Genomic DNA, 14,515 nt, shown 5'->3' with positions numbered 1-14,515 from the left:
CCTAGGCGAATGTGATCGGGAGCACTAGCATCCGGCGCAGATCACTCGCAGTCGGATCCAATACGGATCCGCGAGAGGAGAAGCGTCATGCCGCTCCACCGCCGCCTCGAGCCGTCCGCGCCCTGGGTCGAGCTCGTCGCGACCGACGAGGACTGGGACGCGGCCGACCCCGAGCTGCTCCGCACGGTGCACGCCCAGCTGGTGCTGGTGCGCGTGTTCGAGGAGTACGTGCTCGAGCTGGCCGGCGGCGGGCTCATCCACGGCCCGGCGCACTCCAGCATCGGCCAGGAGGGCGGCGCCGTGGGATCGGTGCTCGCCCTGACCAGCGCCGACCAGGTGAACGGCTCGCACCGCGGCCACCACCAGTTCCTCGCCAAGGCGCTGCACCACGTCGCGCCGAAGGGTCTCGACCTGACCGGCGGGGTCGACGACGACGTCCGCGAGGTGCTGCTGCGCACGCTGGCCGAGATCTGCGGGCTGGACCGCGGGTGGAGCCACGGCCGCGGCGGCTCGATGCACCTGCAGTGGAAGGACGCCGGCGCGATGGGCACCAACGCCATCGTCGGCGGCGGCGTCCCGCAGGCGGCCGGGTTCGCCTGGGCCGACCGGCAGGCCGGCACCGACGCGGTCGCGGTGACCTACTTCGGCGACGGCGCGGTCAACATCGGATCCACCCTCGAGACGCTCAACCTCGCCGCCGCCTGGCACCTGCCGGTCTGCTTCTTCATCGAGAACAACCGCTACGCCGTCTCCACCAACGTCTTCGAGGCCACCCGCGAGCCGCGTCTGTCCGGCCGCGGGCCCGGGTTCGGCATCGCCAGCTGGAAGGTCGACGGGATGGACCCGCTCGCCGTCCACCTGGCCATGCGGGAGGCGGTCGCGCACATGCGGGCCGGCCACGGCCCGACCGTCGTCGAGGCCGACACCTACCGCTACTTCCACCAGAACGGCGGCTTCCCGGGCAGCGCCTTCGGCTACCGCAGCAAGGAGGAGGAGCGGGAGTGGCGGGCCCGCGACCCGATCGACCAGGTCGTCGGCCACCTCGTCCGCCTCGGCCTGGCGACCCGGGCCGACCACGAGGCGACCCTCGCCGCGGCCCGGCAGGCCATGGCCGACGTCGGCGACGTGCTGTTCGAGCCCGACCCCGACGGCAAGCCCGGCGCCCGCCGGATCCGCGCCGCCGAGTGGCCCGACCCGTCGTTCGTCGACGTCGGCGTCCGCGGCGACCTGTCGGAGTTCGCCGGCGCGCGGTTCGCCGACACCGGCGACCCCGCCGTCGAGGTGCGGGAGCAGAAGTTCATCGAGGCGGTCGCCGCGGTGATGAACCGCCGGATGGAGACCGACGAGCGGGTCGTCGTCATGGGGGAGGACGTGCACCGCCTCAACGGCGGCACCAACGGCGCCACCCGCGGTCTCAAGGACCGCTTCCCCGACCGGATCCTCGGCACGCCGATCAGCGAGAACGCCTTCGCCGGCCTCGGCGGCGGGATCGCCGTCGACGGACGGTTCCGTCCCGTCGTCGAGTTCATGTACGCCGACTTCATGTGGGTCGCCGCCGACCAGCTGTTCAACCAGATCGGCAAGGCGCGGCACATGTTCGGCGGCACCGGCCCGGTGCCGTTCGTGCTGCGCAGCAAGGTGGCGATGGGCACCGGCTACGGCTCGCAGCACTCGATGGACCCCGCGGGCATCTTCGCCACGAACCCGGGCTGGCGGATCGTCGCCCCGACCACGCCGTTCGACTACGTCGGGCTGATGAACGCGGCGCTGCGCTGCGAGGACCCGGTCGTCGTCCTCGAGCACGTCGACCTCTACAACTCGACCGGTCCCGGCCCGGTCGACGACCTCGACTACTGCCTGCCGGTGGGCAGGGCGGCGGTCCGGCGGACCGGCGGCGAGGTCACCGTCCTCACGTACCTGGCGATGACGCGCTACGTGCTCGAGGCCGTGGACGACGGCGGCTTCGACGTCGACGTGGTCGACCTGCGCTGGCTCGACCGGGCCAGCATCGACTGGGAGACGATCGGCGCCAGCATCCGCAAGACCGGCAACGTGCTCATCGCCGAGCAGGGCGCCGTCGGCACGTCGTACGGCGGGTGGCTGGCCGACGAGATCCAGCGCCGCTTCTTCGACTGGCTGGACTCCCCGGTGGAGCGGGTCACCGGCGGCGAGGCCTCCCCGAGCATCAGCAAGGTGCTCGAGCGCGCCGCGATCGCGCAGAGCGCCGAGGTCACCGCGAAGCTCGCCGAGATGACGGGGATCTGAGCCGTGGCCCGGTTGATGCTCATGCCCGAGGTGGCGGCCAACGCGACCGAGGCGGTCCTCGCCGGCTGGTCGCTCGCCGAGGACGCCGAGTTCGGCGCGGACGACGTCGTCGCCACGGTCGAGACCGAGAAGGCCGTCGTCGACGTCGAGGCCGAGCAGGCGGGCAAGGTGCTCAAGCTGCTCGTGGCCCCGGGGACGACGGTGGCCGTCGGCGCGCCGATCGCCGTCCTCGGCGACCCCGGCGAGCAGGTCGACGACCTCGGCGCCGTCCTCGCGTCGCTCGGCGTCGGCGGGCTCCCGGACTCGCCGCCCGACCCGGAGGGCGGCAAGCAGGAGTCACCGCCGTCCCCGGCCGTGCCCGAGCCGCTGCTGGCGGCGGCCGAGTCGGTCCCGTCGGCCGCGCCGGTGGGGAACGGGCACGGGCGGATCTTCTCCAGCCCGCTGGCCCGGCGGCTCGCCCGCGAGGCCGGGGTGGCGCTGGAGTCGATCACCGGCACGGGGCCGGGCGGCCGGATCATCCGGCGGGACGTCGAGGCGGCCCGGACGGCGCCGGCCCCGGCCCCCGAGCCCGCCCCCGTGGCCGCCGCCGCCCGGGCCGAGGAGCCCGCGGGCTGGACCGACGTGCCGCACACCCCGATGCGGCGGGCGATCGCGCGCCGGCTGACCGAGAGCAAGCAGACGATCCCGCACTTCACGGTGCGCGCCTCGCTGCGGGTCGACGAGCTGCTGCGGCTGCGCGCCGGGCTCGCCGACGCCGGCACCAAGGTCTCGGTCACCGACCTGCTGGTCAAGGCCGCCGCCCGCGCGCACACCGCCGTCCCCCGGATGAACGCGATCTGGACGCCCGAGGCGACCCGGCAGTTCACGTCCGTCGACGTGGCCGTCGCCGTGGCGACGGAGACCGGCCTGCTCACCCCGGTGGTGCGGGGCGTGGACCGGCTGGGCGTGGCCGAGGTGGCGGCGGCGACCCGCGACCTGGTCGAGCGCGCCCGGGCCGGTCGGCTGCGTCAGGACGAGCTCGAGGGCGGCGCGCTGTCGGTGACCAACCTCGGCATGTTCGGCACCGAGGAGTTCTCGGCGATCATCAACCCGCCGCAGTCGGCGATCCTCGCCGTCGGCGCGGCCCGGCAGGAGCCGGTCGTCGTCGACGGCGCGCTGGCGGTGGCCACCGTGGTGAAGGTGACCCTCTCGGCCGACCACCGGGTGGTCGACGGCGCGCTGGCCGCGGAGTGGATGGCGGCGTTCACCGCGACCGTGGAGCAGCCGCTGCGGATCCTGGTCTGACTACTTGGCGGTGACCGCGGGCTTCGCCCGCTCGGGCCGCGGCTCGGGCGGGCGGGGCCCGTCGTGCCGGCGCGACAGGTACGTGCCGGCGACGTTGGCGCACGCCACCGTCGGCACGGCGATCAGCGCGCCGAAGATCCCGCCGACCAGCAGGCCGGCGGCGATGGCCAGGACGACGGCGAGCGGGTGCACCCGCACCGCGCGGCCGAGCAGCAGCGGCTGCAGGACGTGCCCCTCCAGCTGCATGACCAGGACGACGATCGCCAGCGCGATCAGCGCCTTGATCGGCCCCACCGACACCAGCGCGACCAGGACGGCGACCGTTCCGGCGAGGAACGAGCCGATGATCGGGATGAACGCTCCGAGGAAGACGAGCGCGGCCAGCGGGATGACCAGCGGCACGCCCAGGATCGCCAGCCCGACGCCGATGCCGACGGCGTCGACCAGCGCGACGGCCACGGTGGCGCGGACGTAGGAGATCAGCGTCCGCCAGGCGCGGCGGGCCGCCTCGTCCATGTACGCCCGGGACTCCCGGGGGCACAGGCCGACCAGCCACAGCCAGATCGACCGGCCGTCCTTGAGGAAGAAGAACAGCGTGAACAGCGCGAGGACGATGCCGGTGAACACGTGGCCCACGGTGGCCGCGGTGGTGATCGCGCCGCTGGTGATCGTGTCCTGGTTGGACACCAGCGTGTCCTGCAGCGTGCCGACCGCGTCCTCCAGCTGGCCGCGGGTGATCGGGAAGGTGCGGACGATGAAGGTCTGCACCTGGCCGATGCCCTCGCTGACCTGCGCGGCGAGGTCGGAGAAGCCGGCGGTGAACCGCTCGACCACGAGCGTGATGATCCCGGCGACCACCCCGAGGCCGACCAGCAGCATCGCCGTCGCGGCCAGCGAGCGCGGCCAGCCGCGCTTGATCAGCCCGGCCGCGCCGGGCTGGAGCAGCGCCGAGAGCAGCAGCGCGACGATGACCGGGACGACGACGACGGCGATGGTCGCCATGGCGTAGACCAGCGCGTAGATGCTCACGATGACGACGATCAGCCGCCACGACCAGGAGGCCGCCGTGCGCAGGCCGGTGGGGACCGCCGCCTCGGGAGCGGTGCGCTCGCGCAGCAGCCGGGAGGTGCGCTCGCCGGGCCGGTGCGGGCGGCCGCCGCTCGGCGGGCCGCTGACGCCGCCGGGGTTGATCGGGCCGTCGAGGTCGGGCGCGCCGGGCTCGGGACTGCCCAGCGGCGGGCGGCTCGCGCCGTTGCCCTCGACCGCCGGCTCGGCAGGCTCGAGCTCGTCGTCGTGGAGGAGGATGGCCCGGTCGTCGTCGCGCTCGGGCCAGGCGTGCGGATCGTGCTCCGCGGCGGCGCGGATGCGCTCCCGGGCCCGCATGACCACGGCGTTCGCCCGTCGCAGCATCCCGCACCTCCGCCCTGGCTCTGGGGGCCGTCCATGATCACGGTAGCTCTGCGGGAGGATGGTCCCGTGGTGCGACGAGCTGACCGGGCCGAGGCGGTACCCGCATGATCGAGCGGTACACGCTCCCCGACATGGGCCGGGTCTGGAGCGACCAGCACAAGTACGAGCTCTGGTGCCGGGTGGAGACCCTGGTGCTGGAGGCGCATGCGGCGGCCGGCCGGGTGCCCGCCGACGTCGTCGAGCCGGTGCGCAACGCGCCGCCGCCGACGCCGGAGCGGGTGGCGGAGATCGAGGAGACGACGCAGCACGACGTCATCGCCTTCCTCAGCGCCTGGGCCGACAACACCTCGCCGCGGTCGGCCGCCGCCTACGTGCACCACGGCATGACGTCGTCCGACCTGCTCGACACGGCGCTGGCGGTGCAGCTGACCGAGGCGACCGACCTCCTGCTGGCCAAGGCCGACCGGCTGGTCGCCGCGCTGCGCGACCATGCGCTGGCGCACCGGCACACGATCAAGGTGGGGCGCACGCACGGCGTGCACGCCGAGCCCGACGTGTGGGGCCACCGGGTCGCCGACCTCGCCTTCGCGGCGGCGCGCTCCCGCGACCGGCTGCGGGCGGCCCGCGAGCGGGTCGGCGTGGTGGCGATCTCCGGCGCCGTCGGCACGTACTCGCTGATCGACCCGTCGGTGGAGGTGGCCGTCGCCGCCGCGCTGGACCTGCGGCCGGCCGACGCCTCCACCCAGGTGGTGCTGCGCGACTCGATCAGCGAGTGGGTGGCCGCGCTGGCGATCATCGCGACGGTCTGCGAGACGGTGGCGCTCGAGGTGCGGCACGGGCAGCGCACCGAGGTGCGGGAGCTGTCGGAGGCGTTCGGCGCGGGCCAGAAGGGCTCGAGCGCGATGCCGCACAAGAAGAACCCGATCCGCTCCGAGCGCATCGCCGGGCTGGCGCGGGTGGTGCGGGCGGCGGTCGTGCCGGTCATGGAGGGCATCCCGCTCTGGCACGAGCGGGACATCTCGCACTCGTCGACCGAGCGGGTGTTCCTGCCCGACGCCGCGATCACCACCGACTACCTGCTGCACCTGACCGCCGGGCTGGTGGAGAACCTCGTCGTGGACGCCGACCGGATGCGGGCCAACCTGGAGTCCACCGGCGGGCTGATCTACACGTCGTCGGTGCTGCTGGAGGTGGTCGAGGGCGGGCTGTCGCGGGAGGACGCCTACGCGCTGGTGCAGTCGGCGGCGATGGAGACGTGGAACACCGGCGCGCCGTTCCGGGAGACGCTGCGCGCCCGGGCCAAGGCGTCGTCCGTCGAGCTCGACGAGGCGCGGCTGGACGAGATCTGCCGGCCGGAGCGGTACGTGCAGAACCTCGACCCGCTGTTCGAGCGGGTCGCGGCCTTGCGGTGACCGCCGTCGACCTGCCCCTGGTCGCCCGGGGCAAGGTGCGCGAGATCTACGACGCCGGCGACGGCCGGCTCCTGCTGGTCGCCTCCGACCGGATCTCCGCCTACGACCACGTGCTGCCCACGCCGATCCCCGACAAGGGGAAGGTGCTCACCCAGCTGTCGGTGTGGTGGTTCGAGCAGCTGGCGCCGGTGCTCGCCGCGTTCGGGGCGACGCACCACCTGGTGTCGGCGGACGACGTCCCGGCCTCGGTCGCCGGCCGGGCGATGCTCGTGCGGCGGCTGGAGATGCTGCCGGTCGAGTGCGTGGCCCGCGGCTACCTCTCCGGCTCGGGGACCCGGGAGTACGAGCGCACTGGCGCGATCGTCGACGTCGCCCTGCCGCCTGGGCTGGTCGAGGGCTCGCGGCTGCCGACGCCGGTGTTCACGCCGTCCACGAAGGCCGAGGTGGGCGAGCACGACGAGGCGATCGGGTTCGCCACCGTGGAGTCGCTGGTGGGGCCTGGTCGGGCGGCGGCGCTGCGGGACCTCACGCTGGCGCTGTACGAGCGGGCGCACGAGATCGCGTCTTCCGCCGGGATCGTCCTGGCCGACACCAAGTTCGAGTTCGGGCTGGACGGCGAGCAGCTGGTCCTCGGCGACGAGGTGCTCACCCCCGACTCGTCGCGGTTCTGGCCAGCCTCCTCGTGGGCCCCGGGCGCGGCGCAGCCCTCGTACGACAAGCAGTTCGTGCGCGACTGGCTGACCGACGACTCGGGCTGGGACCGCGTCTCCCCGCCACCGCCCCTGCCCGCCGACGTCGTCGCCGCCACCCGCGACCGCTACGTCACCGCCTACGAACGCCTCACCGGCCGCACCTTCCGCTGAGGCGCGCCCTGCCGAGATCCCGTGATCTCGGCAGGAAGCGCGCCCTCATGTGTCGAGATCGCGTGAACTCGGCCAGGCTGTGGACGGCGGCAGCACGGGCGGCGCGCGGTCGGGCAGGGTGCCCCGGTGCCTGCCCCGCGCCGCCCGTCCTTCCGGCCGACGGGTCCGCTCACCCGCGCTGCCGCTCTGGCCGCGGGGCTGGACGACCGACGGCTGCGCCAGCCCGCATTCCTCCGGCTGTCCCGCGACACCTACCTGCCACGCGCGCTGGAGGACGACGTCGATGCCCGGGTAGCCGCAGTCCTCATGACGGCGCCGGCCGGTGCTGTGGCGAGCCACCGCACCGCCGCAGCGCTGTGGGACATCGCGATCCCGCTGGCGGACCGGGCGGACCGGCGCGTGGACCTCATCGTTCCCTCCGGTGGGCGGGCGGAGAGCCGCGCCGACCGGCGCATCCACCGGCTGGACCTGGCGACCGACGAGCGCACCCAGCGCCGCAGCCAGCCGGTCACCACGCTGGCCCGCACCTGGCGGGACCTGGCGGCCGTTCTCGAACCGCCCGCACTGCTCGCAGTGACCGACCAGGTCCACCGGCGGCTGAGCGGCGTCGCCCCGCTCAGGGAGCAGCTGTCCCGCCGTCCGCGCGGGCGCGGGTGCGCACGGGCCAGGTTGGTGCTGCCGCTCGCCGATCCTCGCGCGGAGTCCCCGATGGAGTCGGTGGTGCGCTGGATCTTCGATGCCGGCGGCCTGCCCGCGCCCGATCTGCAGTACGTCGTCCGCGACGGGGCGGGTGCCTTCCTCGCCCGTGCCGACTTCGCCTGGCCCGACCAGCGCGTGATGGTGGAGTTCGACGGCGACCTGCACCGCGAGCGCGACGTCTTCGTCCGCGATGTGCGCCGGCAGAACTCGGTGGTAGCGGCCGGCTGGACGCCGCTGCGCTACACCTCGGCTGATGCCCTGGGACGGCCGGACGACATGGTGGCCGAGGTCCGGCGGGCCCTGCGCGTGTGACGAGATCGCGTGATCTCGGCGCAGGAAGCGCCCTGACGGGCTGAGATCACGCGATCTCGGCACAGGGGGGCGGGGGGTCGGCGGCGCCCAGGTACGCTCGGGAACCGTGCCGCGGGTGGTCGTCGACGTCGTCCTGAAGCCTGAGATCTCCGACCCCCAGGGTCAGGCGGTGCTCGGCGCGCTCGGCCGGCTGGGCCACGACGGCGTGACCAGCGTCCGGCAGGGCAAGCACTTCGTGCTCGACGTCGAGGGCACCCCCGACGAGGCCGAGCTGCGCCAGATCGCCGAGACGCTCCTGGCCAACCCCGTCATCGAGGACGTCGAACTGCACCTCCCGAAGACCGACCGAACGGACTGAAGCTCGTGCGCATCGGGATCATCACCTTCCCGGGCTCCCTGGACGACGTCGACGCCGCGCGGGCCGTGCGCCTGGCCGGTGGCGAGCCGGTCGCGCTCTGGCACGCCGACCACGACCTGAAGGACGTCGACGCCGTCGTCCTCCCCGGCGGCTTCTCCTACGGCGACTACCTGCGCGCCGGCGCCATCGCCGCCCGCTCGCCGCTCATGCAGGACGTCGTCGCCGCGGCGGGCGGCGGCCTGCCGGTGCTGGGCATCTGCAACGGCTTCCAGGTGCTCTGCGAGGCCGGCCTGCTGCCCGGCGCGCTGACCCGCAACAGCCACCTCCACTTCCGCAACCGCGACCAGGTGCTGCGCGTCGAGCGCGCCGACACCGCGTGGACCAGCGCCTACGAGCCGGGGCAGCACATCGTCATCCCGGTCAAGAACGGCGAGGGCCGGTACGTCGCGGCCGAGAAGGACCTCGACCGGCTCGAGGCCGAGAACCGGGTCGTCGTCCGCTACGTCGGCGGCAACCCGAACGGCAGCTCCCGCGACATCGCCGGGGTGACCAGCGGGAACGGTCGCGTCGTCGGTCTCATGCCGCACCCCGAGCACGCGGTCGAGGACCTCACCGGGCCCTCGACCGACGGGCTGGGCTTCTTCACCTCCGTGCTGAAGGCGGCCGTGAACGCATGATCGACACCGTCGAGCTCGCCGCGAAGACGCCGGATGACGCGCAGCCCTGGGCCGAGCTGGGCCTGAAGTCCGACGAGTACCTGCGCATCCGCGACATCCTCGGCCGCCGGCCGACCACCGCCGAGCTGGCGATGTACTCGGTCATGTGGAGCGAGCACTGCTCCTACAAGTCGTCCAAGGTGCACCTGCGCCGCTTCGGTGACCTGCCGAAGAGCGAGTCGCTGCTGGTCGGCATCGGCGAGAACGCCGGTGTCGTCGACGTCGGCGACGGCTACGCGGTCACCTTCAAGGTCGAGTCGCACAACCACCCGAGCTACGTCGAGCCCTACCAGGGCGCGGCCACCGGCGTCGGCGGCATCGTGCGCGACATCCTCACCATGGGCGCCCGCCCGGTCGCCGTCATGGACTCGCTGCGCTTCGGCCGCGCCGATGCCCCCGACACCGCCCGCGTGCTGCCCGGCGTCGTCGCCGGCGTCGGCGGCTACGGCAACTGCCTCGGCCTGCCCAACATCGGCGGCGAGCTGCTCTTCGACGAGTGCTACGCCGGCAACCCGCTGGTCAACGCGCTGTGCGTGGGCGTGATGCGGCACGAGGACGTCCGGCTGGCCAAGGCCGAGGGTGTCGGCAACAAGGTGATCCTGTTCGGTGCGCGCACCGGCGGCGACGGCATCGGGGGCGTCAGCGTGCTGGCGAGCGAGACCTTCGACGCCGAGGGCCCGGCCAAGCGGCCCAGCGTGCAGGTGGGCGACCCGTTCACCGAGAAGCTGCTCATCGAGGCGTGCCTCGAGATCTTCGCCCAGGACCTCGTCACCGGCATCCAGGACCTCGGCGGCGCCGGGCTCTCCTGCGCGACGTCCGAGCTGGCCAGCGCCGGCACCGGCGGCATGCACGTCGACCTCGACGCCGTCCCGCTGCGCGACTCCACGCTCACGCCGGCCGAGATCCTGATGAGCGAGTCGCAGGAGCGCATGTGCGCGATCGTCGAGCCCGGCAAGGTCGACGCCTTCCTCGCCGTCTGCCGCAAGTGGGACGTCCTCGCCACGGTCATCGGTGAGGTCACCGACGGCGACCGGCTGACCGTCGACTGGCACGGCGAGCGGATCGTGGACGTCCCCCCGCGGACCGTCGCGCACGAGGGGCCGGTCTACGACCGGCCGATGGCGCGCCCGCAGGACCTCGACGACCTCCAGGCCGACGACGCGGCGGCGCTCCCGCGCCCCGCGACGCCGGAGGGGCTGCAGGCGCACTGGCTGGCCGTCGTCGCGAGCCCGGACGGCGCCGACAAGACCTGGGTGACCGAGCAGTACGACCGCTACGTGCGCGGCAACACGGTGCTGGCGCAGCCCGAGGACGCCGGCGTCGTCCGCATCGACGAGGAGAGCCACCGCGGCATCGCGCTGGCCCTCGACGGCAACGCCCGCTTCGCCCGCCTCGACCCGTACGCCGGGGCGCAGCTGAACCTGGCCGAGGCCTACCGCAACGTGGCGGTGAGCGGCGCCCGCCCCCTCGCCGTGACCAACTGCCTGAACTTCGGCTCCCCGGAGGAGCCCGAGGTGATGTGGCAGTTCGCCGAGGCGGTCCGCGGCCTCGCCGATGCCTGCCGCGAGCTGGGCCTGCCGGTCACCGGCGGCAACGTCAGCCTCTACAACCAGACCGGCGACGTCGCGATCAACCCGACCCCGGTGATCGGGGTGCTGGGCGTGCACGACGACGTCCGCACCCGGGTGCCCTCCGGCTGGAAGGCGTCGGGTGAGACCGTGCTGCTGCTCGGCGAGACCCGCGAGGAGCTCGGCGGCTCGGCGTGGGCCTCGGTCGTGCACGGCCACCTCGGCGGGCGCCCGCCCGCGGTCGACCTGGCCGCGGAGAAGGCGCTGGCCGAGCTGCTCGGCGCCCTGGCCCGCGAGGGGCACCTCACCTCGGCGCACGACCTGGCCGACGGCGGCCTGGCCCAGTCGCTGGCCGAGTCCGCCCTGCGCCACGGCGTCGGCGCGGCGCTGACCCTGCCCGGCGACCCGTTCGTCGCGCTGTTCAGCGAGTCCGGTGCCCGCGCGATCGTCACCACGACCGACCCGGGGGCCGTGAAGACGACGGCCGACTGGGCCGGCGTGCGCGTCACGGAGCTGGGGACGACGGGGGGCGACACGCTCGCCGTCGACGGCGTGGCTGCGCTCCCGCTGGCCGAGCTCCGGGCCGCGTGGACGGCGACGCTGCCTGCCCTGTTCGGCACGCCGGAGGCCACGGTCGGCACCGTCCCGGCGGGGACCGTCCCCACGAGCTGATGCCGGCGAGCAGGCCCATCCCGGCCGACGAGCTGGCCGCCGCGGTGACGCCGGTGCGCGCGTGGCTGGCCGGCGAGGCCGAGCAGCCGCCGCGCGGGGTCCTCGGCGCGGCGGTGAAGACCAGCGCCCGCTGGCTGGCCCAGCAGGTGCCCGGCCGGTCGGTGGAGCTGCGGGTACCGCCGCACGTCGCCGTCCAGTGCGTCGAGGGACCGCGGCACACCCGCGGCACCCCGCCCAACGTCGTCGAGACCGACGCCGCCACCTGGCTGCGGCTGGCCACCGGCGCGACCACCTGGGCCGACGCCCTCGCCGAGGGGAAGGTCAGCGCCAGCGGCAACCGCGCCGACCTGAGCGGTCACCTGCCGCTGCGCCCCCTCACCAGGGAGCTCTAGCCCGACGAAGCACCTCAGCCGGTGAAGAGGGCGGTCGCGGTCTGGATCGTGCGGACCAGGCCGTAGAGCAGCGGGATCCCGACCAGCACCCAGGCGAGCACGATCAGCGCCACGGGCGTGTGCGTGGTCGGCCGCCCGCCGTCGGAGGAGGAGAGGGAGGAGCTCATCGGGCGGCACTCCGTTCCGTGGTGTGGTGCGGGTGGGTGAACTCCTCGACGGCCTCCTTCGGCTCGTGCCACTTGTCGGCGACGGGCCGGACGAGGAGGTTGGCGACGAACCCGATGGCCAGCAGGGCGATCATGATGAACAGCGCCGGCCGGTAGTCACCGGCGACCAGCTGGCCGGGGGTACCGCGGGTGTCGAGGACGCCGTTGACGATCAGCGGGCCGGCGACCCCGGCGGCCGACCAGGCGGTGAGCAGCCGGCCGTGGATGGCGCCGACCTGGTAGGTGCCGAACAGGTCGCGCAGGTAGGCCGGGATGGTGGCGAAGCCGCCGCCGTAGAAGCTGATGATCACCGCGGCGGTGAGCACGAAGATCCAGGTCGCCGTCGTCCCGAGAGTGGCGAGGACGAAGTACAGGACCATCCCCAGCCCGAGGTACAGCATGTAGATGCGCTTGCGGCCGATGTAGTCCGACGTCGAGGACCACACGAAGCGGCCGGCCATGTTGAACAGCGACAGGACGCCGACGAACCCGGCGGCGGCGCTCGCGGCCACCAGCGAGCCCTCCCCGCGCCGGAAGAAGTCCTGGATCATCGGCGCGGCCTGCTCGAGGATGCCGATCCCGGCGGTGACGTTGCAGAACAGGACGGTCCACAGCAGCCAGAACTGGGGCGTCTTCGGGGCGTTGCGCGCCGACACGTTCTCGGTGGTGACCAGCGCCTTCTTCTTCACCGTCGACGGGTCGAAGCCCGCCGGTTTCCAGTCGTCGGCCGGCACCCGGACGATCAGGGCGCCGAAGAGCATGAAGACGAGGTAGACGAGCCCGAGGGTCAGGAAGAGCAGTGCGACCGCGGTGCCGTTCGGGATCGACGTCGGGTCCGCCGCGTCGTAGGACGGGTCGTACCAGGCCATGAGCTGGCGGGACAGCGGCGAGGCGATGAGCGCGCCGCCGCCGAAGCCCATGATCGCCATGCCGGTGGCCAGTCCCGGACGGTCGGGGAACCACTTGATCAGCGTGGAGACCGGCGAGATGTACCCGATGCCCAGGCCGATGCCGCCGATCACGCCGTAGCCCAGGTAGACCAGCCACAGCTGCGACGTCGCGATGCCCAGGGATCCGACCAGGAACCCGATCGACCAGCACACCGCGGCGACGAACATCGCGGCCCGGGGGCCGTTGCGGTCGACCCAGGTGCCGAAGACGGCGGCCGAGAGGCCCAGCATGACGATGGCGATCGAGAAGATGATCCCGATCGCGGTCAGGCTGGTGTCGAAGTGCTCCACGAGGGCGGTCTTGTAGACGCTCGTCGCGTACGCCTGGCCGATGCACAGGTGCACGGCGAGCGCCGCGGGCGGGATCAGCCAGCGGTTGAACCCCGGCTTGGCCACGATGCGCTCGCGGGCGAGGAACGCGGGAACTGCCACGGTGCGACCTCCGACGGTCGGGGACCCGGGCCGTCGGGGTCCGGGGCGAGGGTTGCCCCGCGGGGGAGCAGCGGAAACGGCGGCCCGTGCGGAGCGGTCCGGTCGGGTGCCTAGGCTCAGGCCATGCCGTACGAGGTTCGGGGCGTCGTCGCCCGCGCGAAGGGTCAGCCGGTCACCGTCGAGACGGTCGTGGTGCCTCACCCGGGCCCGGGTGAGGCGGTCGTGGACGTGCAGGCCTGCGGGGTCTGCCACACCGACCTGCACTACCGCGAGGGCGGCATCAACGACGAGTTCCCGTTCCTGCTCGGCCACGAGGCCGCCGGCGTGGTCTCCGCGGTCGGGGAGGGGGTGACCAACGTCGCGGTCGGCGACTTCGTCGTCCTCAACTGGCGGGCGGTGTGCGGGCAGTGCCGCGCCTGCCTCAAGGGCGAGCCGCAGTACTGCTTCGACACCCACAACGCCGCGCAGAAGATGACGCTGACCGACGGCACCGCGCTGTCGGCGGCGCTGGGCATCGGCGCGTTCGTGGAGAAGACGCTGGTCCACTCCGGCCAGTGCACCAAGGTCGACCCGGCCGCCCCGGCCACCGCCGCCGGCCTGCTCGGCTGCGGCGTGATGGCCGGCGTCGGCGCGGCGGTGAACACCGGCGCGGTCCGGCGCGGGGAGTCGGTGGCGGTGTTCGGCTGCGGCGGCGTCGGCGACGCCGCGATCGCCGGGGCCGCGCTGGCCGGCGCGGGCACGATCATCGCCGTCGACCTCGACGACCGGAAGCTGGAGTGGGCGAGGCGCTTCGGCGCCACCCACACGGTGAACTCGACGGAGACCGACGCCGTCGCGGCGATCAAGGGTCTCACCGGCGGCTTCGGCGTCGACGTCGCGATCGACGCCGTCGGCCACCCGGCGGTGTTCGAGCAGGCCTTCTACGCCCGCGACCTGGCCGGCCGGGTGGTGATGGTCGGCGTCCCCACCCCGGACA

At 73.7% G+C, this 14,515-nt stretch carries 13 protein-coding genes; 10 read left to right on the top strand and 3 right to left on the bottom strand.

Annotation, left to right across the window (positions count from 1 at the left end):
* Window positions 1–87: 87 nt before the first annotated feature.
* Entirely contained in the window at window positions 88–2,265 is a 2,178-nt protein-coding gene (locus tag ACI8AF_RS14135; protein WP_456540353.1) for an alpha-ketoacid dehydrogenase subunit alpha/beta, read from the top strand.
* A gap of 3 nt (window positions 2,266–2,268) precedes the next feature.
* Window positions 2,269–3,549 (top strand): dihydrolipoamide acetyltransferase family protein, encoded by a 1,281-nt coding sequence (locus tag ACI8AF_RS14130; protein WP_456540352.1) that lies wholly within the window; start codon window positions 2,269–2,271, stop codon window positions 3,547–3,549.
* Here ACI8AF_RS14130 and ACI8AF_RS14125 read toward each other — a convergent pair whose 3' ends face one another.
* Entirely contained in the window at window positions 3,550–4,959 is a 1,410-nt protein-coding gene (locus tag ACI8AF_RS14125; RefSeq protein WP_456540351.1) for an AI-2E family transporter, read from the bottom strand.
* A gap of 104 nt (window positions 4,960–5,063) precedes the next feature.
* Between ACI8AF_RS14125 and purB the strand changes: the two genes are divergently transcribed.
* The 7 genes from purB to ACI8AF_RS14090 all read left to right on the top strand — a co-directional run bounded on the left by purB (window position 5,064) and on the right by ACI8AF_RS14090 (window position 11,951).
* The gene (purB, locus tag ACI8AF_RS14120; RefSeq protein WP_456540350.1) at window positions 5,064–6,371 is read left to right on the top strand and encodes an adenylosuccinate lyase; all 1,308 of its coding nucleotides are present in this window, start codon (window positions 5,064–5,066) and stop codon (window positions 6,369–6,371) included.
* A complete protein-coding gene (locus ACI8AF_RS14115) occupies window positions 6,368–7,234 on the top strand; it encodes a phosphoribosylaminoimidazolesuccinocarboxamide synthase (RefSeq protein ID WP_456540349.1) in 867 nt (288 codons plus the stop codon). The genes purB and ACI8AF_RS14115 overlap by 4 nt, the downstream gene beginning before the upstream one ends.
* 126 nt (window positions 7,235–7,360) lie before the next feature.
* Window positions 7,361–8,245 carry an endonuclease domain-containing protein gene (locus ACI8AF_RS14110; RefSeq protein WP_456540348.1) on the top strand — a complete coding sequence of 295 codons (885 nt, stop codon included), beginning with the start codon at window positions 7,361–7,363 and terminating at the stop codon, window positions 8,243–8,245.
* Window positions 8,246–8,351: 106 nt separating this feature from the next.
* Window positions 8,352–8,603, top strand: coding sequence for a phosphoribosylformylglycinamidine synthase subunit PurS (gene purS, locus ACI8AF_RS14105; protein ID WP_456540347.1), 252 nt, complete (start codon window positions 8,352–8,354; stop codon window positions 8,601–8,603).
* A 5-nt stretch (window positions 8,604–8,608) separates the two neighbouring features.
* Window positions 8,609–9,280 carry a phosphoribosylformylglycinamidine synthase subunit PurQ gene (gene purQ, locus ACI8AF_RS14100; RefSeq protein WP_456540346.1) on the top strand — a complete coding sequence of 224 codons (672 nt, stop codon included), beginning with the start codon at window positions 8,609–8,611 and terminating at the stop codon, window positions 9,278–9,280.
* On the top strand, window positions 9,277–11,559 hold the full coding sequence (purL, locus tag ACI8AF_RS14095) for a phosphoribosylformylglycinamidine synthase subunit PurL (protein ID WP_456540345.1): 2,283 nt from the start codon (window positions 9,277–9,279) through the stop codon (window positions 11,557–11,559). The genes purQ and purL overlap by 4 nt, the downstream gene beginning before the upstream one ends.
* Window positions 11,559–11,951, top strand: a complete 393-nt coding sequence (locus ACI8AF_RS14090; RefSeq protein ID WP_456540344.1) for a sterol carrier family protein — start codon at window positions 11,559–11,561, stop codon at window positions 11,949–11,951. Before purL ends, ACI8AF_RS14090 begins: the two co-directional genes overlap by 1 nt.
* Window positions 11,952–11,965: 14 nt before the next feature.
* Here the strand turns inward: ACI8AF_RS14090 and ACI8AF_RS14085 are convergent, their stop codons facing one another.
* Both ACI8AF_RS14085 and ACI8AF_RS14080 read right to left on the bottom strand, forming a co-directional pair.
* Window positions 11,966–12,118 carry an MFS transporter small subunit gene (locus ACI8AF_RS14085; RefSeq protein WP_456540343.1) on the bottom strand — a complete coding sequence of 51 codons (153 nt, stop codon included), beginning with the start codon at window positions 12,116–12,118 and terminating at the stop codon, window positions 11,966–11,968.
* Complete coding sequence (locus ACI8AF_RS14080; RefSeq protein WP_456540342.1) at window positions 12,115–13,539, bottom strand: L-lactate MFS transporter; 1,425 nt, start codon at window positions 13,537–13,539, stop codon at window positions 12,115–12,117. The genes ACI8AF_RS14085 and ACI8AF_RS14080 overlap by 4 nt, the downstream gene beginning before the upstream one ends.
* Before the next feature lie 123 nt (window positions 13,540–13,662).
* Here ACI8AF_RS14080 and ACI8AF_RS14075 point away from each other — a divergent pair.
* The coding region (locus ACI8AF_RS14075) for a zinc-binding dehydrogenase (RefSeq protein ID WP_456540341.1) at window positions 13,663–14,515 on the top strand (853 nt) is incomplete at its 3' end.

This window comes from Blastococcus sp. SYSU D00669 (assembly GCF_054050715.1).
Note: the sequence above shows the minus strand (reverse complement) of the source record. Positions and strands in the feature narration are given on the sequence as shown.

Bases quoted from the DNA above. Each gene is read 5' to 3' on its own strand.
- ACI8AF_RS14135 (WP_456540353.1), top strand. From the start codon at position 88: ATGCCGCTCCACCGCCGCCTCGAGCCGTCCGCGCCCTGGGTCGAGCTC.
- ACI8AF_RS14125 (WP_456540351.1), bottom strand. From the start codon at position 4,959: ATGCTGCGACGGGCGAACGCCGTGGTCATGCGGGCCCGGGAGCGCATC.
- purB (WP_456540350.1), top strand. From the start codon at position 5,064: ATGATCGAGCGGTACACGCTCCCCGACATGGGCCGGGTCTGGAGCGAC.
- purL (WP_456540345.1), top strand. From the start codon at position 9,277: ATGATCGACACCGTCGAGCTCGCCGCGAAGACGCCGGATGACGCGCAG.
- ACI8AF_RS14090 (WP_456540344.1), top strand. From the start codon at position 11,559: ATGCCGGCGAGCAGGCCCATCCCGGCCGACGAGCTGGCCGCCGCGGTG.
- ACI8AF_RS14085 (WP_456540343.1), bottom strand. From the start codon at position 12,118: ATGAGCTCCTCCCTCTCCTCCTCCGACGGCGGGCGGCCGACCACGCAC.